Here is a 20,590-nt window from a genome sequence, read left to right as displayed (position 1 = left end):
ATCGCCTGAAGTGCTCTTTAACTTCTCCAGTGACGATTTTGCTAGATTTAAGTATTTTGGGGAAAGTGATCGGAAAGTCTTGTCCGTTTCTAAGCTAGATAAAATATGAGATAAATCACTTAAAATGCTTGACAAAGAGTTGAATATTTCATTAGAATCTATAAGTAGTGATTCGGTGATATGAATCGTGTTGCTAACCAACCTATGGGCATTTACACAATGATGACAGATTCTAAATTAAAAGTATTAACAAAACAAATTGAAAAAGCCAGTAACTCCCTAGAGAAACTAGCACTTCAGGAGCAGGACTTGCTTAAAGAACTAGACGAGTTTAAATTTCAAGTGACCAAGAATAACAGCAATTGTCCAATCAAAGTTAGTTCTTAGCGAAACTAGGATTTTGCTTGATTTTGATTAAAGTCACTTTCGCTGATTTGCATAGTGCGCTCTGAATGAGACCAGTTGTATCAACAGAACCCAACAAAAACCAGATTTTACTGATTCATCCGCAAGGCTGCTCTCTGAGCAAGCTGTTTTGCATAGACTGCCCATTGAGGCTGCTTTTGCTGTTCATATAATTGCTGTGCTTGCTGTAACATGGCTGTTGCTTGGGAAAACTCTTTTTCCTGAAATAAAACTACACCAGCAGCGTAGTAGGCACTAGCAAATTCTGAATTCAAGTCAATCCCTTTCTGAAACGCTTTTAAGGCAGCTTGCCATTGCTGTTGTTGAAACCACACTTGTCCGAGTCCGTAATGAGCTTTACTGTAATGCGGGCGGAGATGAATTGCTTCTTCAAAAGCAGTTCTGGCTGATTCTAACTGTTTTTGCTTGAGATAAGCGAGCCCGAGTTGATAGAAAATTTCTGGGGTTGGCTGATTATATTTTTGTGCGTTACGGAAATGTTGAATAGCAGGTTGGGCGTTGCCTTGTTTGAGTGCAACCAAGCCTAAATTATAGTGAGCAATTCCTAATTGAGGTGAAAGTTCAAGGGCGCGATTGAGGTAGGCTTGCGCTTGCTCAAAATTATTCCCTTCGATGAGGACTGCTCCCACGTTAGCATAAGCAACCGCCAGTTTTGGATTCAGGGATAAGGCTTCATAAAAGGCATTGGCAGCAGCCTGTAAGTTTCCTTGTTCTCTGAGGGCTAAACCGAGATTATAATGGGCAGGGGCAAGATTTTGATCGAGGGCGATGGCTTGTTGGAAGAGCGCGATCGCGCTTTCGATATTACCCGTTTGCGCTGCTTCTAATCCCCGATTCAGATAGGCAATCGCTTCTGGCGTTGTGGGGGTTAAAACCGGTAAGGATTGACTGTTTACTGCATGAGGAGGAGTTAGTGAGAGCAGACCGATCAAAATACTAATGACTCCCCATTGCCGCTTCATCACCGTTTTCTCCTTGTCAGTTCCCTAAAAATATGATAGCGTTATAAGCCGTTGGGTTTAATATGAGCGGACGTGGCGGAATTGGTAGACGCGCTAGATTTAGGTTCTAGTGTCTCTGACGTGAGAGTTCGAGTCTCTCCGTCCGCATTTTAAGTAGATTTTATAGCCGGAGTCTCTTCCCCGGCTGCATTCACGTTCCAATTAAGCCAAGATCGATTCTTTCTCTGACTCTTCGGGGACTTCGGAACTGGGTAAGCCACGATCAATCTCCTGCATCGCCACTTCTTTTGCCCCGAGAACGCTTTGTAAAACCTGCATTGCTTGATGGGGATCGCCTTTGCCGCAGAAAAAGAGATCTGCTGCAAAATACCCATATTCTGGCCAAGTATGAATGGCAATATGTGACTCGGATAACGTTGCGGTTGCAGTCACGCCATGGGGACTAAATTGGTGAACGCACAAATTCAACAAGGTTGCGCCACCGGCAAGCACGGCTTCCACTAATGCCGACCGAATTTGCTCCGGATCATTGAGTACGTCTCCTGGAGTTTGCCAAGCTTCTACGACCAGATGAGTTCCCACTTTTTTCATTCTGTCTTTGTTTCTCCACCCTAATTCATAAAGTTATCATCCCAACCTTAGTTATAACGTTTCTAATAGGGGAATTTGCAACTTCTTCCGAAAGATTCGTTATTTTTTCCCGTTTTTTGTCGTTAGCGTTCAGTTGATTGACCGAAATGATTCAGTCAGGTTAAGTTTAGGTTAAAATAAGAGAGAATGGCAAGTCGTAGAAAGCTTAAAAATGAGCGAAGAGAAAACTGTAGAAACCTTTGGTGAGTGCGCGATCGCTGCTTTAAAGAAACACAGCCAGAAAATGGTTAAACATGAAGCCGGCGTGTATGACGATCAAGATCCGGAAGCACTGCACCAAATGCGCGTGGGAATGCGCCGACTGCGCACTGCTCTTGTGGGCTTTTCCCGAGCCATTGTTATGCCCAAAGCCGCTCGTGAAAAAAAAGTGGGCAAAATTGCCAGAGAATTAGGAACGTTAAGAGATTTAGATGTCTTAAAGGCAAGTTTAGAAAATGACTATTTGCCGGTGCTTCCTGCTTCGGAACAGGACAGTTTAAAGTCAGTTTTAAAGCATTTAGAAAAGCGACGCCAACACGCCTATAAAAAAGTCATTAAAGCCTTAGAAAGTAAACAATACATACAACTGAAAGCTAGTTTAGAAGCGTGGTTAGAACAGCCTAAATTGAGCGCGATCGCGCCTTTGCCCATTGCCGAAGTGTTACCGGATTTATTACTTCCTCATGTCAGTAACTTATTGCTTCACCCCGCTTGGTTTGTGGGGCAAAATACTCATTTAGATGTAGCTACCTTATTAGATCAAGAAGGAGAAACCCTCCATAGTTTACGGAAAGCGGCAAAGAAAATTCGCTATCAAATGGAACTGTTTACCCATTGTTATGATGAAACTTATCAACAATATGTGAAGCAAGTCAAAGCGATTCAAAGCGTTTTAGGAGAGATTCAAGATAGTGTCGTTCTCGCGGAATTTTTAAGCGAGTATTGTGACGAAACACTCGCTAAAGACTTTCCGAACCTAACGAAACAACTGACTGCTTTTCGTCAAGAAAAATGGCAAGAGTGGGAGCAACTGCAACAGTATTTTCTCGACCCGGCAACTCGGCAAAATCTGCGCTTAACGGTACAAAATCCTTTTCCTGAGGATCACACCGATCATTCAGTTCATCAAAACCGAGATTCTCTAGCCATGAGTTAAAAAAAATGCTATCTTAATGGCAGTGCGGGCGCGTAGCTCAGTGGATAGAGCACCAGATTCCGGTTCTGGGTGTCGAAGGTTCAAATCCTTCCGTGCTCGTTTTTTAATTTTAAAGCAAGTCTTGTAGCTTTTGGCGTGTGGTTGGCGTTAAAGGTAATTGTATGGCAATTTGACGAGCGCGATCGCGCATTAACAACACTTTTTCTTCCCCCTCCGACCCACTGAGCAAGATTTCTGGATCTTGTAAAGAGACTGTTGTATAACGAACATCCGGCGTTCCCACACGAATCACGACTTGGCGCTGCGATTGCGAATAAATATATAACTTATCTTGCACAGTATCAAGTTCTAGTTTGTAGGGCGTAAAACTCCGTTCATCGTCCGATAATGATTTTTGCCAGTACAGGGTAATCCCTCTCATTTCCGACTTGAACATGACGAGTTGGTCATCAAACTTTTGCCGTTCCCAGTCAATCTTAGACACATCGCCACTTTCTGGAATGAGACGTTGGGCGACGACCACTTCTTTCCCGCTTAATTTGCCCCACCACTGACGGATGGTTTCAAAGTTCGTGGCATTATTGGGGTCACTTCCCCCTTGTAACCAAGTAATTAGCCGCATCGTGAATCCTGCTCAAAAATGGATCTAAAATTATGCTATCACTGAAACGGGTTAGCGTTGCGCGATCAGATCAGGGAAGAAACCAGTACAGTAGATAACTAAAGTTCAATTGAATTTTCTATCTTATGTTTAAACCCACTGATACTCTTGTTGATTATTCTACAGCACAATCCTTACCGGAAATTTGGTCCCAAGTTGCGCCTTATTCTGGTAAACTGATTGCCCTTGATGACCCCCATCAAGACCCGCCGGTTCAGATTACTTATCAACAATTAAACCAACAAATTAAACAATTTGCCAGTGGCTTACAAGCCCAAGGCATTCAACCGGATACAAAAATTGCCCTGTTTGCTGATAATAGCCCCCGTTGGTTCATTGCGGATCAAGGCATTCTCAGTGCGGGTGCGGTTGATGTGGTGAGATCCTCCCAAGCGGATGCAGCGGAATTATTTTATATTCTGACCGATAGTGATAGTACGGTTCTGGTTGTTGAAAATAAGACAACCCTAGAAAAATTAAAAGCAAACTTAGTCGACCAACCACTAAGATTAGTCGTTTTACTCTCTGATGAAATCGTAGAAAATCAAGATTATCCCACCCTTAATTTTAGCCAATTGATGGCACTGGGAAATGAGCAGAAATTCACACCGGTTTCTCGGAAAAAAGATGATTTAGCAACCTTAATTTATACTTCCGGAACTACAGGACAACCGAAAGGGACAATGCTCTCTCATGGCAATTTTTTACATCAAGTGCGTGCCATTGGTGATGTGATTCAGCCCCAAGCCGGCGATCGCGTGTTGAGTATTCTCCCCAGTTGGCACGCTTATGAACGGGCTGCGGAATACTTTTTATTATCTAGAGGCTGTCACCTGATTTATACCAATTTACGCTCATTTAAAAAAGATTTACGCGAACAGCAACCGCAGTATATGGTCGGGGTTCCTCGGTTGTGGGAGTCGGTTTATGATGGTATTCAAAAGAACTTAAATCAACAAACCGGGAATAAGAAAAAACTCATTGATTTATTCTTAGGCATTTCCCAGCGCTACATTAAAGCCAAACGAGTTAGCGAAGGCTTAGATCTCGAAAATCTGCGTCCTTCTATTTTTGCCCGTTTAAATGGGAGTTTACAACGTTCTCTCCTCGAACCCTTGCATCATCTTGGGGATAAAATTGTTTATCAAACTGTTCGCGAAGCCACGGGTGGCAACTTAAAAGCCGTGATTAGCGGGGGCGGATCTTTAGCCAAACATATCGATGATTTTTATGAACTGATTGGCATTCCTCTGCTAGTGGGATATGGCTTAACAGAAACTTCTCCCGTTACCCATGCTCGTCGTTTGTATCATAACTTGCGCGGTTCATCGGGACCTGCCATTCCCGAAACGGAAACCAAAATTGTTGACCCGGAAACCATGGAACCGCTACCCGATGGCAAAAAAGGATTAGTGTTAATCCGAGGCACACAAGTGATGCAAGGGTATTATAAAAAGCCAGAAGCGACCGCAAAAGCAATTGATGACGAGGGATGGTTTAACACAGGTGATTTAGGATGGATTACCCCAACTGGAGATTTAGTCTTGACCGGACGCGCTAAAGATACGATTGTCCTCTCTAATGGCGAAAATATTGAACCCCAACCCTTAGAAAATGCTTGTTTACGCAGTCCGTATATTGACCAAATGATGGTGGTGGGTCAAGATCAGCGGTGTTTGGGGGCGTTAATTGTTCCCAATGTTGAAGCGTTACAAACTTGGTCCCAACAGCATCAGTTCAATTTAGATTTCTCAGAAGAGAGATTAGCAGAAACCATTCAAGATTCAGCCGTTCAAAAATTGTTTAGAGATGAGTTAAATCGGGAAGTGAAAAATCGCCCTGGCTATCGCAGCGATGACCGCATTGGTGTGTTTCAGCTGATTTTAGAGCCGTTCTCCACAGAGAATGGCATGATGACACAAACACTGAAGATTAAACGTCCTGTTGTTTATCAACGGTATCAGGATATGATTGACGGGATGTTTGCTAAGGGATAAAACAGTCCTAACAGCAATTCGTTTATGTCCAGATAGAACAGCTTTGAGGCTTGTAATGGTTAATTTAGAAGGAACAATGAACGAAGAAAGTAAGAATTTATTACTGAAGCGTCCGATTAATTTAAAAGTGATTGTAACCCAGCGCTGGAAAGAAGAAGTACAGCAACAGTTACAATCGCAAATTAATCAGCAGGATGGACAACTTCAACAATTAGAAAATCAAGGACAAAGCGCGATCGCGCAAGTCACCCAAAAAGGGAGTAATCCCAGCGATCCGCAAGTTCAACAACAACTGCGCAGCATCCAAAACCAACTCAATCAACAAAAAAGCAAGGTCACTGAACAAAAAAACCAAGCGCTCCAACAGTTGCAACAAGTCCAGCTATTGGAAGATGGGCAAGAAGTCAGTCAAGGACAACTCGATAGTTTTGTTCGCATTCAAGTTGGCGATAACTTAGTCCAAAAAATGAATGTGGAAGTGGTCATTAAAGATGGGGTCATCCAAGAAATTCGCGGTGATGTTTAGATAGCGTTTGCTGGAAGCGTTCAATTGATCGGTGTCGTTAGGGAACAGGGAATAGGCAATAGGCAACAGTAGCTGATCCGACTCAGATTTGACTGCAATCAGGTCTTAATTTGCCACTTCACCGGCATTTGAGCTTTATTCAGTCAGCCCTAAATAAACACGCTGTGTTGTAAAGATGGCATCTGACGCCGCACTTGTTCTAAGCGGGAGGGATTTATTTCAGCAATGGCGACCCCTGGATCTTCTCCCGCGTCACTTAAGACAATCCCCCAGGGATCGATAATCATGGCATGACCGTGACTTTGTCGGCGCGCATAATGATGACCCGTTTGGGCGGGGGCGATGACATAAGCCGTATTTTCAATGGCGCGGGCTTGTAATAAGACTTGCCAATGGTCTTTTCCGGTATAGGCTGTAAAGGCAGCGGGAATGAGGAGAATCTCTGCCCCCTGTTTCGAGAGCTGGCGATAGAGTTCCGGGAAGCGGACATCGTAGCATACAGACAGTCCAATTTTTCCATAATCGGGAGAGACCAATAAAGGGGGGAGCGAGAGCCCTGCTTTTACGGTTTGGGATTCTTGGTAAGTATTGCCATCGGGGAGATTCACATCAAACAAATGCACTTTTTCATAACGGGCTAATTCTTCACCATTGGCATCAATGATCAGTGCGGTATTGGAGACCTTGCCATCAGCAACTGGAATCGGAAAGCCCCCACCAAAAATGGTGATTTGATAGCGTTGTGCCATCGTTTTCAAGAATTTTTCTGTGTGCTGCGCGATCGCGCTGGCTTGTTGCACCTTTTCCGTTTCCTCTCCCATAAAAGAAAAATTTTCCGGAAGGGTGACTAACTGTGCCCCTCTGCGCACTGCTAATTCCACTAAGTCTGCTGCAGTCGCCAAATTTTTCTCCAAATCAGGTTGACTGGTGATCTGAATTGCAGCCGCCAGATATGATTTCATATTGTTTGTCCTTTGTCCTTTGTCATTAGTCATTGGTTATTTATGCAATTCATTTCTGACCAATGACGGATAACCAACTGTCAATTTTCAATTGTGAACCGTTAATTGTCAACTCTCTTGATAAGGATGGAGTAAGGTTCGATAATATGATGGGTAAATGATACCTTCCCTTCCATTATGGCTCGATATACTTGCACATTTTCGGTTGCGGTTCCGTTAGAGCACCTCCAAGCCTCGCTGGTTGAAATTTTAGAATCCTGTCATCTCGAAATCATTTATGACACAGGAGACTATATGATGGCGCGGGAAATTCCAAATCGGGTGCCGTTTCCGAAACTGGTGACAACAGAAGTGTTAATTGATCGCACAACGGCAACCCCAGAGTCAATTCGGATGAATTTAGTGATGAAAAATGAGGAACTGCCGTTACAAACCGATAATTACTGTCGCCAAATGTTTGATTTATTGCAACAGGCATTAGTGGAATATTCACAATGGCAGCTTTTAGATAAAGTGGCGGGTTAACCGCGATTGCGAGTGATCAGGGCAGCCCAAGCAAATAAGGGTAGCACCAGCATCCGTCGCCAACGAGAAGGCTCTTGATACAAACGATATAACCATTCCAGATTGTTCTGACAAAACCAAGCCGGTGCGCGCGATTTCGCTCCTCCCCAAATATCAAATGCGCCACCCACACCAATCCAAATCGCTTTTGGGCAGAGATAACGATGTTGAGCAATCCAAAGTTCCTGTCGCGGAACGCCTAGCCCCACGAGAATCAGTTGCGGTTGCTGTTGGCTTAATTGCTCATGGAAGGTTGTTTGTTCTTCCTCCGAGAGATAGCCATGTGCGGCTTGAATGGTCAGTTCAGAATATTGCTGACGCCAATATTGGGCAGCGGCTTCCGCCCGCCCTGGAACTCCTCCATAAAAGAGAATTTCTCCTTGAATCTTGTCTTGTGCCATCTGTTTGAGAAGGGCAGCTGCTAATTCAATACCGGGCAAACGCTGCTGTTTTTTTCCTTGCAGGTTTAAAGAAAGAATCACTCCCGCCCCATCGGGAATAATCAAATCCGCTTGCGCGATCGCGTTGGCGAGTTGCCGATCTTTTCTGGCTAACATCACCATTTCGGCATTTAAAGTCACCACATGGCTTCCTTTTCCTTCCTGCCAACGCTGTTGTAACCAGCTGACATAGTCAGATAAGAGATGAACCGGAACCCCCAACACAGTAGCGGGTTCCGGAGGCGTTGATAAGCAATTACTTTCAGGGGAGAACGTCATGTTTGTTCTTTTTGATCCGAAGAAGCCGTTTTTTGGTGTCGAAGCGCAGCTTGAAACCCTAAGGCGACCAAAATATTAGAGAGGGTGAGAAATGATTCAGCACTGCCATGCAACCAGTCGACATTCGCGAGCGACTCTCCATAGGCACGCTGGGCATAAATTCCCGCTGGAATCGTCACCAATACAAATAGTAGCAGGACATAAAACCCAATTACGGCTAGGCGAGGAAATTGGCGCGATCGCGTCATAAACCAAAGAAAACCTAAATAGGGAAATAAAGACGCAGCAAAAAGGGTTTGTTTATCTAACATCGACTCGAAATAGTGTAATTGATAACATTTGCAAAAACAATGCTTCTATTCCTTACAGGTGATTGCTTTTTTTGCAAACTTTAGTTACATTTGTTTACAGAGTTGATTGCACTAGCATTTATTCATCATCAAGAGGTCATCATGGAAGAGAATCGTAACGATTTCAAATTTGGTTTCAATACTTCTGCAGAAAATTGGAACGGTCGCTTAGCAATGATTGGCTTTATTGCTGCGCTCCTCACCGAAATCCTCAGCGGACAAGGTGTCCTCCATTTCTGGGGACTCCTCTAAGCCAAATTGAGACATAAAGTTGGGTAGAAGGGCTAGCTCCCCTCCTAACCCAAAGTTAAATGCAAACAAATTATTCGCTAGAACATTATAGCAAAAAGCTGGGCAAGGTTCATCAACTAACCCAGCTTTTGCTCTCTTTAAGTTGAATAATACTTTTAGATTTAAATCCGAATATATTCTTTCAAAATACTGTTGCGGTTGGGATGGCGCAACTTTCTCAAAGCCTTTGCCTCAATTTGTCGAATTCGTTCCCGAGTCACGTTAAAGATTTGTCCGATTTCTTCAAGGGTTTTCATGCGTCCATCCTCTAACCCGTAGCGTAAGCGAAGCACATCCCGTTCGCGAGGGCTAAGGGTATCGAGGACATCCTCTAAATCTTCCCGCAGTAAACTTTTAGAGACTTCATCTTCTGGTGTTTCTCCATCTGCCTCAATAAAATCTCCGAGGCGAGAATCTTCTTCTTTACCGATGGGCGTTTCGAGAGAAATCGGAAGTTGAGCCGATTTAGCGATAAACCGCAGTTTTTCAATGGTCATTTCCATCCGTTCTGCGATTTCTTCTTCAGTCGGTTTGCGCCCTAATTCTTGGGAAAGCAGTTTTGTGGTTTTTTTAATGCGAGAAATGGTTTCATATAAGTGAACCGGGAGGCGAATGGTGCGGGATTGATCCGCGATCGCGCGGGTAATCGCTTGCCGAATCCACCACGTGGCGTAGGTGGAAAACTTATAGCCTTTTTCATGATCAAATTTTTCTGCTGCCCGAATCAATCCTAATGAACCTTCCTGAATCAAATCCTGAAACGATAGCCCTCGATTCATGTACTTCTTCGCAATAGAGACCACTAACCGCAGATTTGACTGCACCATCTTTTCTTTCGCTCGACGCCCCAGCAATAAGCGACGGCGAAACTTAGGCAACGGCATATCCACCTCTTGCGCCCACTCTTCATCGGTGGGTTCACAGCCGATGGTCGCTTCTAACTCAGTGCGTTTACGTTCTAACTCTAATAGATCGGCAATTTTTCGCGCTAACTCAATTTCTTCATCAGCCCGCAGCAAGCGAATGCGACCAATTTCTTGCAGGTAAAGACGGATTGAATCTTCTGTATAAGATTTCTTTTTATTGTCTTCTTTATTATTGTCTTCTTTGGTTGCAGTAACCGCTTTCGTTGGCGTTTCTTCTGATCCTTCCGCTTCGAGCAACGCTTCTTTTTCTAAGTCGGCATCTGCCGGTTCCACTTCGAGGGGAATGGTATTTCCTTGCGCTGCTTCATGACTTTGTTCTTCAATTAAGCGTTCTAATTCACTTTTTTGCTGCTGGCTGGTTAGTGCGTGTACCTGCATCATGCCGTTTTCCTCTTACTCCTTGCTGTTTTCATCTGAAAATGATGATCAATCATTTTTTAAATTGAGATTTTATCGTGACTTTTCCTGCTCCTTCCCTCTTAGAGGTTAATTCATGCTTGTCCACACGGCGGGAGAGACTTGAACTGGAAACGTCTAGCCATGATTGTAGCCTTTCTTACCAAAATGACAACAACTCCGATGAGTGCTGCCCAACTCTTGATGATGAGTCGGATTGATAAAAGTGTTGACCTCAGAAGCAATTTTTTCTATTAGATAAGAGAGCATCCAAATCTGTCCTTCATGTTGAGTTGCTTCATATTTTTAATAACTGCATTGATCGCCACTGTTTAACTCTTTTAGCACATTCATCATCCACTTTGCACCAGTCCAAATCCCTGATGCAGCCCTCTAAAACTCAACACTTTGAGCAAGGGCGATGTTGAGCGTGCCATTGAGATAGAAGCTCATTGATTGAAACTCCTGAGAATATTTTAATCATTGCCTTCGCTAATGACAGGGAAAAGGGTCTTAACCGTGGCAAGTTGTTGAATAATAGCAACTTAATCTAATCATAATCGTTTCAATTGAGCGTGTGTGTAAATTGTTGATTAATTTTCCACCAGCATTGATTGATCGGGACAAATTCTGCTGATTACTTCCTTACTCAACAATCAGCTCATTACTTTTTTTGCCAACACTTTTCTGACTATTCAATATCAATTGTCTGAGGAGGATGATGCCCTTGACCATTGGTGGTGGACTCAGATGAAGTTTTTCCTTGCTGAGATAACCAGCTTTTGAGGGGATCCTGATTGGGGTTGAGGCGTAATATCCCAGAAACTAATCCCCCTGTAAATGTAATCGGTTGTTGGGTTAGCTCTTTTAAAATTGGTGTCAGTTCGCTGAAGAACATAAGCACACTAAAAAATAAATTCACAAAAAACTTATCTATTTTAGTCTAATTCTAACGTTTTGTGATCTCAAGACTTGTATCAGCTTCCTCTTGTATTCCCGGTAACGAACTTCCGGATCAGGAAGATTTCCACCCGACCTATCCTGATGAATTCATATATTTGTTGATGACAGATTGCAAGTTTAGAGAAAGCCAAGAATAATACCGAGGATAAACAGGAAGTCTTGGTTGGAGTTGCCATCCTTTGTTTCCTAAAATAGCCTGTAGGGAGTCGGGATGGAGGTGAGGATAGTCAGGATTCACTTCATCAATCACACCAATTCCTCCCAAGTCCGTGACACCTGCTTGAATACAATCGAGTAAAAACTGGGAATCAGAGATTAAATTGGGCGGAATTTGAAGGCCAATTTCTGCTGGTAAAATTTCACGGGCTTTTGCAATCAGTTTCGGAAATTCTTCTAAGTTAAAGTGATCTTTTTGCCAGCTTTGCTGAGTGCCTAAACGATGGGGTTGCAAAATCACTTCTTGGATATGCTCCCATTTTTGATGGCATTGCGCGATCGCGCCCAAACTCTCCCACCAATCGGCTTCAGTTTCTCCAATGCCTAATAAAAGTCCGGTGGTAAAGGGAATCTTTAATTCTCCAGCATACGCTAACTGTTGTAAGCGCACCTCAGGTTGTTTACTGGGGGCATGTTTATGAACGGTTTCCAATAGCTTGGGCGTGAGTTGTTCTAACATCAACCCCATGGAAACATTGACCGTTTTCAGTTGTTCCATTTCCGAATAACTCAGGGGTCCCACATTCGTATGCGGGAGAAAGCCTAATTCCAAAGCAAGCTCACACAATTGAAAAATATGGTGAAACCAGTCTTTGCGTCGGGGAGATTGCGGGTGAACTTCTCCGGCGAGAATCAAAATTTCCCAAATTCCTTTTCCTTGCAGTGAAACGAGACGTTCTCGGGCTGCGTCTAGCGTTAACCACGCATCTTTGCCGGGATCAGTCCGAAAATTACAGTAAGAACAGCGATTAAAACATTCATAGGTTGGAACCAGTGTATGGGCAGGACTATAGGTGATAATCGAAGAAGCTGATCGATTTATGTCTGATGTTGTAAGCATTCTCGAAACTCTTTTAGCAATGCATTTTCTCCCACTTGACCACGTTTGTTGAGAAAATGTAAAAGTTGATTCGTTCTCAAAACTGATAAAACTTGAGATTGTTCTCGTACTTGATAAACTCCGCTTGCAAGTACATAAATTAAGAGATTATTTCCATCAAATCGCCATATTTCTTTCACTCCAATCGCAGCATAAATATCGAGGCGATTCAAAGAACTACTTGTAATATCGATTGCAATCGCTAAGTCTGGCGGTGGGTCGATACTGAGATCAAATTTTAGTTTTCCCTGTATATTCTTTTCTGGATTGATATAGTAGCATTCATCCGGTTCAATTCCTTTTTTTAAGTCTTCGCGACTCCACGTAACAGACCCCAAACTATAAATTTCTAACCCCAACACTTCGGTTGTTGTTTCTACCATTCGTCCCAAAAGTCGCTTGTTTACTTCATGTTCCGGTAAAGGAGTCATGATTTCTAAAGTCCCTTGGTCATAGCTTAAGCGCTTTCCAGAGGTAGCTGCTAAGTCTTGCAACAAGGCTTGGTAGGTTTCCCAGCGCACCCCCTGTAAAACCGTATAAGTCTCTGCTGGGATTAAGGTTTGATTCATGATCATAATGAATAATGAGTTTGATAATAATAAACAGTGACTAGAAACTCACAAAGAATTAATAACTAATGACCAATGACCAATGACTAATGACTAATGATCAATGACTAAACGCTTAATCCATCACCAGCGCTAATTTTCCGATCATGCTACCCGCTTCTAGGGTTTTATGGGCTTCTGCTGCTTTTTCGAGGGGAAACGTTTGGTTGAGGTGAACCTTTAGTCCCCCTTGATCGATTAAGCGTGAACATTGTTCGAGGATTTTTGTTTGTGCCAGTTGGGCATCTAGGTTATGGGTCAGTTGCGGGGTTAACATTAATTCTAAGCCAATGCGAAGATTGCGCGATCGCGCTTCTTTCCAATTGGTACTTTCACTGGGGCTTAAAATCGTCACGACATCTCCGTAAAGTTGCACCGCAGGAAACGTTTTCTCTAAGTTCTCTCCGCCTACGGTATCAAAAGCGAGTTCTACTCCTTCGCCATTGGTCCACTCATTGACGGCTTCTACAAAATCTGTTGCCTTATAATTAATGGGGTGGGCGCCTAAATTTTTGACAAATTCTGATTTTTCCGAAGAACTTACCGTCGTACATACCTCTGCCCCTTTTAATTTAGCGAGTTGAATCGCCACATGACCAACGCCCCCAGCACCCCCATGAACGAGCACTCGTCTTCCTGCTTCTAACCGTCCGCGATCATACAACGCTTCCCAAGCGGTAATTAACACTAACGGCGCAGCCGCCGACTCAGCAAAAGAGAGCGATTTCGGTTTTGCCGCCACAAACCGTTCATCCACAACTGTATACTCGGCATAATTCCCCGTGCCTTTTTTGCCGAGTCCACCGTGACAAAAATAGACTTCATCACCAACTTGAAAACGAGTCACCCCACTGCCCACAGCTTCCACAATGCCAGCGCCATCACAACCGAGAATTGCGGGTAGTTGTTCTGGATAGAAGGTTCCCCGACGCCGTAATTTTGTATCAATGGGATTAATGCCAGCAGCGCGCAGACGAATTAACATTTCTTGGGGAGCATCAATGTGGGGACTGATGACATCTTGGGGTTGCAAAACCGTTGGTGTCCCATTGGTTGTCATCGCGATCGCTCTCATCACTTTTTCCTCTAAAATTAACTCTAGTCTAGGCTTATATTTTATCGTCTTGAGTTGGACACAAAGAAGGTCAACCCTCAAAGGAAAAACTTTTTTCCAACCCCCCTAAAAAAACAGATTCAAGCAATTCAATTCCGCATCAAAATATGTTCCAAACCCCTGATTATCTTCTGTTTGCCCAACATGGCTGGGCGGATACTTCAGTGACAATGCGCACTTTAGCGAATCGTTTACAGTTAGCAAATACTGTCGTGATTACGCCGAATTTGGGTTTTTATCGGACCTGGTGGCGGATGCGTCCTTTAATTGCAAAAGTTAGCGCGATCGCGCACGATTATCTCAAAAATTTCCCCAAGGTCCCCCTTAGAATTATCGGCCATTCGATGGGGGGCTTAATTTGGTTAGAAATTTTAAATCAAAATCCCCATTGGTGGGAAAGAGTCGAAAGTTTAGTCCTCATTGCTTCTCCCATTCAAGGGGCAGAACTCGCGCGAATCATTGATCCGTTTCGATTAGGAATTGGGGTTGCCAAAGAACTGGCTGCTAATCGTAAAAACTTGGCTGAAACCATTGCCCAAAAAATTCCAACTTTAAGTATTGCCAGCAATTATTTTTTGGGAACAGATGGCACCATTTCTGTTCGTTCGACGCAATTCCAATACGCACAATGTATTTGTGTTTCTGGTGTTTCCCATGCTGATCTCCGCATTGCCCCTGAAGTTATTACTAACATTCGTCAATTTTGGAAAATTGACAGTAAAATGGCATAGGAAGCAGCCTCAATTCGGTTTACAAAACTTCACAACAATGGCAATAATTTTGCTTTCGAGCAAGCTTTAAACGTCTGGTCTCTTTGGGTAAGAATTAGGCTGAGAACCATTGAATTCAGGATTATTTCTAAAATTTAGTGGTTCGTTATTTTTCTGATAAGATCAGCAAAAGCAAGACAATCATATCTCGCCGATTGTCTCAATTCGCGATTAGATGTTTGGTCTAAAAAACAAGGAATTGTTAAATCATGGAATCAACAACCGAAAACAAAGAAAAACAAGCCCAACAAGAAATTAGTACTGAAGCGGGTGGAGAACTTGCTCCTGCTAGCAGCCAACCCCAGTGGCAACAGCAAGTACAACCCGTGGTTGATGTCATTTCTAAACTTCCCAGCTATCTTGGACAGTTTTTTGCCGACTATCAGCAGCCTCTCCTTGTTATTTTACTCTTCGTTGCTGCGTTTATTACCGTAAAAGTGACCTTTGCTGTTCTCGGCGCTATCAATGGGATCCCCTTATTGTCTCCCATTTTTGAGTTAGTTGGACTGGGCTATACGGGCTGGTTTATCTATCGCTACCTGTTACGAGCTTCTACCCGTGAGGAATTAATTTCTGAGTTTAATGACTTAAAAGGACAAGTCATTGGGAATAACTCCCAAAAGTCCTAACTCAAGCGACAAAAAAAGTTCCCCTAACGACCTACTTGAAGTGAGTGGCGGTTGGGGGAATTTTTTTACCCATGTCAACTAAGAGACTAAAGCACCATATTGTTGAGCAATTAATTCTGGCACTTGTTCTGGCTTAAGACCCAGATGACGAGATTTATCAGCTTGCATCACTAAACAGGGACCTTTTTTGCATTTTCCCATACAACCAGTTGCTTTAACTTTAACCCGATCACAGAGTTCGTGTTTTTCCACGGCTTCCATAGCAGCTTGATAAACCGCTTTTCCGCCCCGTTTACAGCAAGAAGATTTTTGACAGACCAGAATATTATCTTTTTTCTCTTTTCCCTCTTTTTTCGCTACTGTCGGCTGAGGAGAAGGAGGAGTGGTTGCACTCGGTTGTTGGGGTTCAATCTGATCAATTTTTCGTTTCCGTTTTCCCTTTTTTGGCTTGTAAGTCTCTTGTCCGGAGACGGTAATCCAACTCCCGACCGGTAACTGTGTTTCAGCAAGTAAAGGACGTGCTTCCTTACTGAGTTTCAGGAGTTGTTCCCCTGCTGCTGTAGCAATGCGAATATATTTTGGTTTCAAAGGCGATTTACCCAAGGCTTCTAGAAAACGACCTTCGAGAACAAAGGTCGTAACTTGTTTTTTGCTTGCTTTCACGTCATTTCTCCCAACTCAACGCTGCAAATCATTCTCAATTCATTAATTCTAGGATGACAAAAAAGAGAAAATTTTGCAAGAACTAGTGAAGATCAAGACAAGATTCTTTCTCTAGGCTTAAGACAGAGAAAAACACGCCCTGATAAGATTTAAGAATTGCCCTTCAATAAAATTTAGTTGATTGATCTAAGTTTGGGAATGTCATCAGAATCGCTGGAGTCCGAGTTAAAGCAATTACAGGAGCAACAAGCCTTAATTCTTAATCAAGTTGATCGCGCGATCGCGCTCTTTGACAGCAGCGATCAGCTGATTAACTATAACCAAGTGTTTTTAGACTTGAGTGAATTGTCCCCCGACTGGCTGGCACAAAATCCTTCTGGCAGGAACATTTTAGATGCCATGGCCAGGAAAAGCAATTGGCCAGCGAGACAGCACCAAATGCTTGCAGATCTGATCCAAAATGCCGACTCCAATCCAACCCCTTGCGCGATCGAGCTCGGTTCAGGAGAAAACTTGCAGATTCTGGTGACAGCGACTCCCAGCGGCGGGTACATACTTAACATTCGGCAACTGACAAATAATTTCGACCAACGGTCATCCGCAAGCCCCGGAATTGAATTCCGGGGAACGGATGACTCCCAGGATCTCCTGAATCGGGAACTCAGACGACTCACTTTTCTGTTAGGATTAACCGAACGTCTCCAACCTGCTACCGATATTGAAGAAATTGGTCAATTTGCTCTCTCTTATCTGATTGAAACCACTAATGCTGCCTTTGGTGATGTCAAAGTCATTACAGGTGACGGCGATGAGCGTCAAGCTGGGCTACTGGTTAATGAAATGACTTCTCAATTTATTGCCACTTATGGTGAGTCCATTCCAGATATGGAAGCACAAATGGAAGCAGGAATTCCTTACGGACAAGGACTACTGTGGCAAGTTGTGGAAACAGGGAAACCCTTATTTGTTGAAAATTATGCCAATCATCCCCAAGCTGTTGCTGCCTTTCGTCATCCTGGGATTGGGCAACTGGGAATTTTCCCCATTCCCGGACATAGTGGTGATATTATTGGGGTTTTAACTTTAGAATCGCGCTCAGAAAATCCCCTGCAAAATCAGCTACAAGAAGATATGGTGTTAGCTGCGTGTCGGGCTTTAGGGGTTGCCATTGAACGAGCACAAGTCCAGCAAAATCTCCGTCAAGCGAATGAAGATTTAGCCCAAGCCTCACAGATGAAGTCAGAATTCTTGGCTTCAATGTCTCATGAACTACGCACACCGCTTAATAGTATTTTAGGTTTTGCCGATCTCCTGGAACGACAACGGAAAGAACCGTTGAGTGATAACCAACTCAAGCAAGTGAAAGCCATTAAACGCAGCGGTGAACACTTACTCCAGTTAATTAACGATATTCTCGATCTGTCCAAAATTGAGGCTGGAAAAACCGAATTAGAATTAAAGCCAGTCGTCATCCATAGTTTATGTAGCCAGTGTATGCGGATGGTCCAACCCCGCGCCGACAAAAAACGGATTGCGTTGTCACTGGAATTGGATTATCAAGTTGAACAAGTGCAGCTAGATGAGCGACGAGTACGACAGATTTTAATTAATTTGCTCTCGAATGCCATTAAATTCACCCCTGAAGAAGGGAAAGTCAAACTCAGTGGCAATTTACGCTATGGACATCAATTGTTACAAGAAATTCGTCCTGATCGCAGTCCGGTCAATGACAGTACCCCTTACTTATGTCTAGAAGTTTCTGACACAGGCATTGGGATTCCCAAGGAAAAGCAAGGATTATTGTTCCGCCCGTTTCAACAAGTGGATTCTTCCCTCACTCGTCGCCATGAAGGGACGGGGTTAGGTCTAGCGCTGACCAAACGTCTCGCCGAGTTGCATGGGGGAACCGTTTCTGTGGAGTCTGAGGAAAATCAGGGCAGTTGTTTTCGGGTTTGGCTACCCTTAACCGAGTTACGAACAGAAAAACCAGACTTATCACCGGCGGTGGGAGAAGAGGAAACACCAGATGACCTTAATCGTCACTTCGGTCAAGACCAGCCCGATCCCACCAATAGTCCACGGATTTTAGTCGTTGAAGATCAACCATTTAATCAAGCCTTAATTTGTCAGGTGTTGGAATTAGAAGGATATGCGGTAGAAGTCATTTATGACGGGCGAACGATGCAGCAACTGATTGCTGCAGAATTGCGATCGCGCGAACTACTGCCCCATTTGATCTTATTGGATATTCAACTGCCAGAAGTGGATGGCTTTGAACTGTTGCAGCAACTGCGAACCACTCCCCACTGGCAAGAGATTCCTGTAATTGCCATTACCGCGATGGCGATGCCTGGCGATCGCGATCGGTGTTTAGAAGCAGGGGCAGATGACTATATTGCTAAACCCCTCCATCTGGAAACAGTAATTGAAAAAGTACAGCAGCTCATTACTGAGTCGGAAAAATGAAGGAAGTTTAGGAACGCAGCACAGAGAAATTCCGTCCCCAATTTTGGATTGAGTGCCAGTCTCGTCCTATAATTTGAGTCAAATAAAATTGTGGCATTAGTCATTCATTCATTTGTTACTGGTTTCTCTCTCCTCCGAATCAACTGGTAGCAAACATTGATCCATTTGCATCTAAACTTCCCCTAAATATGACGCCTCAACAACAGAATCTTCTCCTTTTGTCTGCTGCCATTTCTTCGGCTAGTGGCTTAGCCAGCGAACTGCTTTTAGGGACTTTAGCCAGTTACTTGGTTGGGAATGAGGCCCTCTCTTACGGTATTGCCCTCGGGGGATTTCTGGCTGCGATGGGTGTGGGATCTTATCTCAGTCGCTTTATTGGCAACAAGGGAGACACCCTGTTAACCACGTTTATGACAGTAGAACTACTGATTGCCCCCCTTAATGCCGTATTACCCCTCAGCTTATTTATTCTGTTTATTGTTGGCGGAGAAATTTGGCTAGGATTAGCCCTTGTCACTCTCATTTTAGGCACTTTAGCTGGGTTAGAAATTCCACTGTTAACGCGGATGGTGGAAGCTGAAGAAGGAGTAAAAGATGCCCTGGCCGGGGTGTTAGCAATGGATTACTTTGGGGCATTAGTGGGGGCGTTAGCGTTTCCTGTGATCTTGTTACCTTTAGTGGGAATGTTCCCAGCAGCTGCAATTTTGGGGATTTTCCCCGCCGTCATGGTCTTCTTATTAGGACGTGCCTTTCCCCAGTTACGCCAATGGCGACTATTGGGTCTGACGCTCGCGCTTTTATTAACTCTGTTTGCCGTGATAGTGGTTCCTTTTAGTCAACGGTTAGAGGAAAACCTCTACGGCGCACCGATTGTTCAACAAGCACAGTCAAGCTATCAACGGTTAGTTTTAACCCGACGGGGGAGTGATGTTCGCTTGTTTCTCGATGGGGATTTGCAGTTTTCAACTAGTGATGAGTATCGATATCATGAGGCGCTCGTTCATCCGGCGCTGAGTGCAGTTGCGGAACCGAAAAATGTTTTACTGTTAGGCGCTGGCGATGGCTTAGCGTTACGGGAAATTTTGAAATGGGATAGCGTGAAAACGGTCACGTTGATTGAACTGGATCCGAAAGTTGTGGAATGGGCAAAAACCTATCCTGCCTTAGTACAAGCCAATCAAAAAGCGTTGACTGATGCGAGAGTGAAGGTACGCTATGGGGATGCGTTTCAGTTAATTTCTCAAATTGATAGCACATTTGATGTGATTATTGCTGATTTTCCCGATCCAGACCGTAACGTTTTAGCTAAACTCTATTCTCTCGGGTTTTATCGGCAATTACAAGCGCATCTCTCTGCTACAGGAGTTTTCGTCACCCAAGGCAGTAGCCCGTTTTTTGCACCAAAAGCTTTTTCTTGTATTGCGACTACCCTGCAAGCAACTGCATTTGAAGTTCATCCTTATACGGTAAATGTTCCCAGTTTTGGCCCTTGGGGGTTTGTTTTAGCGACAAAAACCCCGTTTCAGCCGGAAAACGTTAACCAAATTCCTATTAACACTCGTTTTCTTTCTCCAACTGTGTTATCCAGTTTATTTGTCCTGCCCAAAGATCTAATGCTGGCGGAGGTGGAAGTGAATACTTTGGCCCATCCGGTAATTGTCAATTATGAGCGCGATCGGCGCTGGGTTTTATATTAGTGAGTGTAGTAACAGAAA

At 43.7% G+C, this 20,590-nt stretch carries 22 protein-coding genes and 2 tRNA genes; 12 read left to right on the top strand and 12 right to left on the bottom strand.

What is annotated here, in order from left to right; genetic code table 11:
• The first annotated feature begins 180 nt into the window (after window positions 1–180).
• Window positions 181–387, top strand: coding sequence for a hypothetical protein (locus tag GVY04_11165; GenBank protein ID NBD16668.1), 207 nt, complete (start codon window positions 181–183; stop codon window positions 385–387).
• Window positions 388–494: 107 nt separating this feature from the next.
• Here GVY04_11165 and GVY04_11160 read toward each other — a convergent pair whose 3' ends face one another.
• Complete coding sequence (locus tag GVY04_11160; protein NBD16667.1) at window positions 495–1,388, bottom strand: tetratricopeptide repeat protein; 894 nt, start codon at window positions 1,386–1,388, stop codon at window positions 495–497.
• Between the two features lie 66 nt (window positions 1,389–1,454).
• On the opposite strand from GVY04_11160, the gene GVY04_11155 reads away from it, so the two are divergent.
• Window positions 1,455–1,535: transfer RNA gene (locus GVY04_11155), tRNA-Leu, on the top strand.
• Window positions 1,536–1,589: 54 nt separating this feature from the next.
• Here GVY04_11155 and speD read toward each other — a convergent pair.
• Window positions 1,590–1,979, bottom strand: coding sequence for an adenosylmethionine decarboxylase (speD, locus tag GVY04_11150; GenBank protein NBD16666.1), 390 nt, complete (start codon window positions 1,977–1,979; stop codon window positions 1,590–1,592).
• Between the two features lie 211 nt (window positions 1,980–2,190).
• On the opposite strand from speD, the gene GVY04_11145 reads away from it, so the two are divergent.
• Both GVY04_11145 and GVY04_11140 read left to right on the top strand, forming a co-directional pair.
• Complete coding sequence (locus tag GVY04_11145) at window positions 2,191–3,174, top strand: CHAD domain-containing protein (protein ID NBD16665.1); 984 nt, start codon at window positions 2,191–2,193, stop codon at window positions 3,172–3,174.
• Window positions 3,175–3,200: 26 nt separating this feature from the next.
• A tRNA-Arg gene (locus GVY04_11140) sits at window positions 3,201–3,273 on the top strand.
• 10 nt (window positions 3,274–3,283) lie between these two features.
• On the opposite strand, the gene GVY04_11135 is transcribed toward GVY04_11140, so the two are convergent.
• Window positions 3,284–3,796 carry a hypothetical protein gene (locus GVY04_11135; GenBank protein ID NBD16664.1) on the bottom strand — a complete coding sequence of 171 codons (513 nt, stop codon included), beginning with the start codon at window positions 3,794–3,796 and terminating at the stop codon, window positions 3,284–3,286.
• 125 nt (window positions 3,797–3,921) lie between these two features.
• On the opposite strand from GVY04_11135, the gene GVY04_11130 reads away from it, so the two are divergent.
• Together GVY04_11130 and GVY04_11125 are read left to right on the top strand one after the other, a co-directional pair.
• Window positions 3,922–5,832, top strand: coding sequence for an AMP-binding protein (locus GVY04_11130; GenBank protein NBD16663.1), 1,911 nt, complete (start codon window positions 3,922–3,924; stop codon window positions 5,830–5,832).
• 55 nt (window positions 5,833–5,887) lie between these two features.
• On the top strand, window positions 5,888–6,358 hold the full coding sequence (locus GVY04_11125) for a hypothetical protein (GenBank protein ID NBD16662.1): 471 nt from the start codon (window positions 5,888–5,890) through the stop codon (window positions 6,356–6,358).
• Between the two features lie 149 nt (window positions 6,359–6,507).
• On the opposite strand, the gene GVY04_11120 is transcribed toward GVY04_11125, so the two are convergent.
• Window positions 6,508–7,320, bottom strand: a complete 813-nt coding sequence (locus GVY04_11120; GenBank protein ID NBD16661.1) for a carbon-nitrogen hydrolase family protein — start codon at window positions 7,318–7,320, stop codon at window positions 6,508–6,510.
• Between the two features lie 177 nt (window positions 7,321–7,497).
• Between GVY04_11120 and GVY04_11115 the strand changes: the two genes are divergently transcribed.
• Window positions 7,498–7,845 carry a hypothetical protein gene (locus tag GVY04_11115; protein NBD16660.1) on the top strand — a complete coding sequence of 116 codons (348 nt, stop codon included), beginning with the start codon at window positions 7,498–7,500 and terminating at the stop codon, window positions 7,843–7,845.
• On the opposite strand, the gene GVY04_11110 is transcribed toward GVY04_11115, so the two are convergent.
• Both GVY04_11110 and GVY04_11105 read right to left on the bottom strand, forming a co-directional pair.
• Entirely contained in the window at window positions 7,842–8,603 is a 762-nt protein-coding gene (locus GVY04_11110; protein ID NBD16659.1) for a WecB/TagA/CpsF family glycosyltransferase, read from the bottom strand. The two genes, GVY04_11115 and GVY04_11110, sit on opposite strands and share 4 nt — an antisense overlap.
• Window positions 8,600–8,914 carry a DUF3593 domain-containing protein gene (locus tag GVY04_11105; GenBank protein ID NBD16658.1) on the bottom strand — a complete coding sequence of 105 codons (315 nt, stop codon included), beginning with the start codon at window positions 8,912–8,914 and terminating at the stop codon, window positions 8,600–8,602. The genes GVY04_11110 and GVY04_11105 overlap by 4 nt, the downstream gene beginning before the upstream one ends.
• A gap of 138 nt (window positions 8,915–9,052) precedes the next feature.
• Here GVY04_11105 and GVY04_11100 point away from each other — a divergent pair, with 138 nt between their 5' ends.
• Window positions 9,053–9,205, top strand: a complete 153-nt coding sequence (locus GVY04_11100; GenBank protein NBD16657.1) for a chlorophyll A-B binding protein — start codon at window positions 9,053–9,055, stop codon at window positions 9,203–9,205.
• A gap of 161 nt (window positions 9,206–9,366) precedes the next feature.
• Here GVY04_11100 and rpoD read toward each other — a convergent pair whose 3' ends face one another.
• From rpoD to GVY04_11075, 5 genes are all read right to left on the bottom strand, one after another.
• Entirely contained in the window at window positions 9,367–10,548 is a 1,182-nt protein-coding gene (gene rpoD, locus GVY04_11095; protein NBD16656.1) for an RNA polymerase sigma factor RpoD, read from the bottom strand.
• Window positions 10,549–11,257: 709 nt separating this feature from the next.
• The gene (locus tag GVY04_11090) at window positions 11,258–11,464 is read right to left on the bottom strand and encodes a hypothetical protein (GenBank protein NBD16655.1); all 207 of its coding nucleotides are present in this window, start codon (window positions 11,462–11,464) and stop codon (window positions 11,258–11,260) included.
• Between the two features lie 138 nt (window positions 11,465–11,602).
• Entirely contained in the window at window positions 11,603–12,586 is a 984-nt protein-coding gene (gene cofG / locus GVY04_11085) for a 7,8-didemethyl-8-hydroxy-5-deazariboflavin synthase subunit CofG (GenBank protein ID NBD16654.1), read from the bottom strand.
• Window positions 12,565–13,194, bottom strand: coding sequence for a Uma2 family endonuclease (locus tag GVY04_11080; GenBank protein NBD16653.1), 630 nt, complete (start codon window positions 13,192–13,194; stop codon window positions 12,565–12,567). The genes cofG and GVY04_11080 overlap by 22 nt, the downstream gene beginning before the upstream one ends.
• Window positions 13,195–13,309: 115 nt before the next feature.
• Window positions 13,310–14,308, bottom strand: coding sequence for a zinc-binding dehydrogenase (locus GVY04_11075; GenBank protein ID NBD16652.1), 999 nt, complete (start codon window positions 14,306–14,308; stop codon window positions 13,310–13,312).
• Between the two features lie 146 nt (window positions 14,309–14,454).
• Here GVY04_11075 and GVY04_11070 point away from each other — a divergent pair, with 146 nt between their 5' ends.
• Together GVY04_11070 and GVY04_11065 are read left to right on the top strand one after the other, a co-directional pair.
• Window positions 14,455–15,078, top strand: coding sequence for an alpha/beta hydrolase (locus GVY04_11070; protein ID NBD16651.1), 624 nt, complete (start codon window positions 14,455–14,457; stop codon window positions 15,076–15,078).
• A 248-nt stretch (window positions 15,079–15,326) separates the two neighbouring features.
• The gene (locus GVY04_11065; GenBank protein ID NBD16650.1) at window positions 15,327–15,746 is read left to right on the top strand and encodes a hypothetical protein; all 420 of its coding nucleotides are present in this window, start codon (window positions 15,327–15,329) and stop codon (window positions 15,744–15,746) included.
• Window positions 15,747–15,824: 78 nt separating this feature from the next.
• Here GVY04_11065 and GVY04_11060 read toward each other — a convergent pair whose 3' ends face one another.
• Entirely contained in the window at window positions 15,825–16,409 is a 585-nt protein-coding gene (locus tag GVY04_11060; GenBank protein ID NBD16649.1) for a (2Fe-2S) ferredoxin domain-containing protein, read from the bottom strand.
• Between the two features lie 198 nt (window positions 16,410–16,607).
• Here GVY04_11060 and GVY04_11055 point away from each other — a divergent pair, with 198 nt between their 5' ends.
• Both GVY04_11055 and GVY04_11050 read left to right on the top strand, forming a co-directional pair.
• Window positions 16,608–18,875: a response regulator gene (locus GVY04_11055; protein NBD16648.1), complete on the top strand. Its 2,268-nt coding sequence runs from the start codon at window positions 16,608–16,610 to the stop codon at window positions 18,873–18,875.
• A 188-nt stretch (window positions 18,876–19,063) separates the two neighbouring features.
• The gene (locus GVY04_11050; protein ID NBD16647.1) at window positions 19,064–20,572 is read left to right on the top strand and encodes a polyamine aminopropyltransferase; all 1,509 of its coding nucleotides are present in this window, start codon (window positions 19,064–19,066) and stop codon (window positions 20,570–20,572) included.
• Window positions 20,573–20,590 lie beyond the last annotated feature (18 nt).

Source organism: Cyanobacteria bacterium GSL.Bin1, assembly GCA_009909085.1.
Lineage (GTDB): Bacteria > Cyanobacteriota > Cyanobacteriia > Cyanobacteriales > Rubidibacteraceae > Halothece.
Note: the sequence above shows the minus strand (reverse complement) of the source record. Positions and strands in the feature narration are given on the sequence as shown.

Excerpts from the sequence above, each read along its gene's own strand:
- GVY04_11165 (NBD16668.1), top strand. The coding sequence starts at position 181 with ATGAATCGTGTTGCTAACCAACCTATGGGCATTTACACAATGATGACA.
- GVY04_11160 (NBD16667.1), bottom strand. The coding sequence starts at position 1,388 with ATGAAGCGGCAATGGGGAGTCATTAGTATTTTGATCGGTCTGCTCTCA.
- speD (NBD16666.1), bottom strand. The coding sequence starts at position 1,979 with ATGAAAAAAGTGGGAACTCATCTGGTCGTAGAAGCTTGGCAAACTCCA.
- GVY04_11145 (NBD16665.1), top strand. The coding sequence starts at position 2,191 with ATGAGCGAAGAGAAAACTGTAGAAACCTTTGGTGAGTGCGCGATCGCT.
- GVY04_11135 (NBD16664.1), bottom strand. The coding sequence starts at position 3,796 with ATGCGGCTAATTACTTGGTTACAAGGGGGAAGTGACCCCAATAATGCC.
- GVY04_11130 (NBD16663.1), top strand. The coding sequence starts at position 3,922 with ATGTTTAAACCCACTGATACTCTTGTTGATTATTCTACAGCACAATCC.
- GVY04_11125 (NBD16662.1), top strand. The coding sequence starts at position 5,888 with ATGGTTAATTTAGAAGGAACAATGAACGAAGAAAGTAAGAATTTATTA.
- GVY04_11120 (NBD16661.1), bottom strand. The coding sequence starts at position 7,320 with ATGAAATCATATCTGGCGGCTGCAATTCAGATCACCAGTCAACCTGAT.
- GVY04_11115 (NBD16660.1), top strand. The coding sequence starts at position 7,498 with ATGGCTCGATATACTTGCACATTTTCGGTTGCGGTTCCGTTAGAGCAC.
- GVY04_11110 (NBD16659.1), bottom strand. The coding sequence starts at position 8,603 with ATGACGTTCTCCCCTGAAAGTAATTGCTTATCAACGCCTCCGGAACCC.
- GVY04_11105 (NBD16658.1), bottom strand. The coding sequence starts at position 8,914 with ATGTTAGATAAACAAACCCTTTTTGCTGCGTCTTTATTTCCCTATTTA.
- rpoD (NBD16656.1), bottom strand. The coding sequence starts at position 10,548 with ATGCAGGTACACGCACTAACCAGCCAGCAGCAAAAAAGTGAATTAGAA.
- GVY04_11090 (NBD16655.1), bottom strand. The coding sequence starts at position 11,464 with ATGTTCTTCAGCGAACTGACACCAATTTTAAAAGAGCTAACCCAACAA.
- cofG (NBD16654.1), bottom strand. The coding sequence starts at position 12,586 with ATGCTTACAACATCAGACATAAATCGATCAGCTTCTTCGATTATCACC.
- GVY04_11080 (NBD16653.1), bottom strand. The coding sequence starts at position 13,194 with ATGAATCAAACCTTAATCCCAGCAGAGACTTATACGGTTTTACAGGGG.
- GVY04_11075 (NBD16652.1), bottom strand. The coding sequence starts at position 14,308 with ATGAGAGCGATCGCGATGACAACCAATGGGACACCAACGGTTTTGCAA.
- GVY04_11070 (NBD16651.1), top strand. The coding sequence starts at position 14,455 with ATGTTCCAAACCCCTGATTATCTTCTGTTTGCCCAACATGGCTGGGCG.
- GVY04_11065 (NBD16650.1), top strand. The coding sequence starts at position 15,327 with ATGGAATCAACAACCGAAAACAAAGAAAAACAAGCCCAACAAGAAATT.
- GVY04_11055 (NBD16648.1), top strand. The coding sequence starts at position 16,608 with ATGTCATCAGAATCGCTGGAGTCCGAGTTAAAGCAATTACAGGAGCAA.
- GVY04_11050 (NBD16647.1), top strand. The coding sequence starts at position 19,064 with ATGACGCCTCAACAACAGAATCTTCTCCTTTTGTCTGCTGCCATTTCT.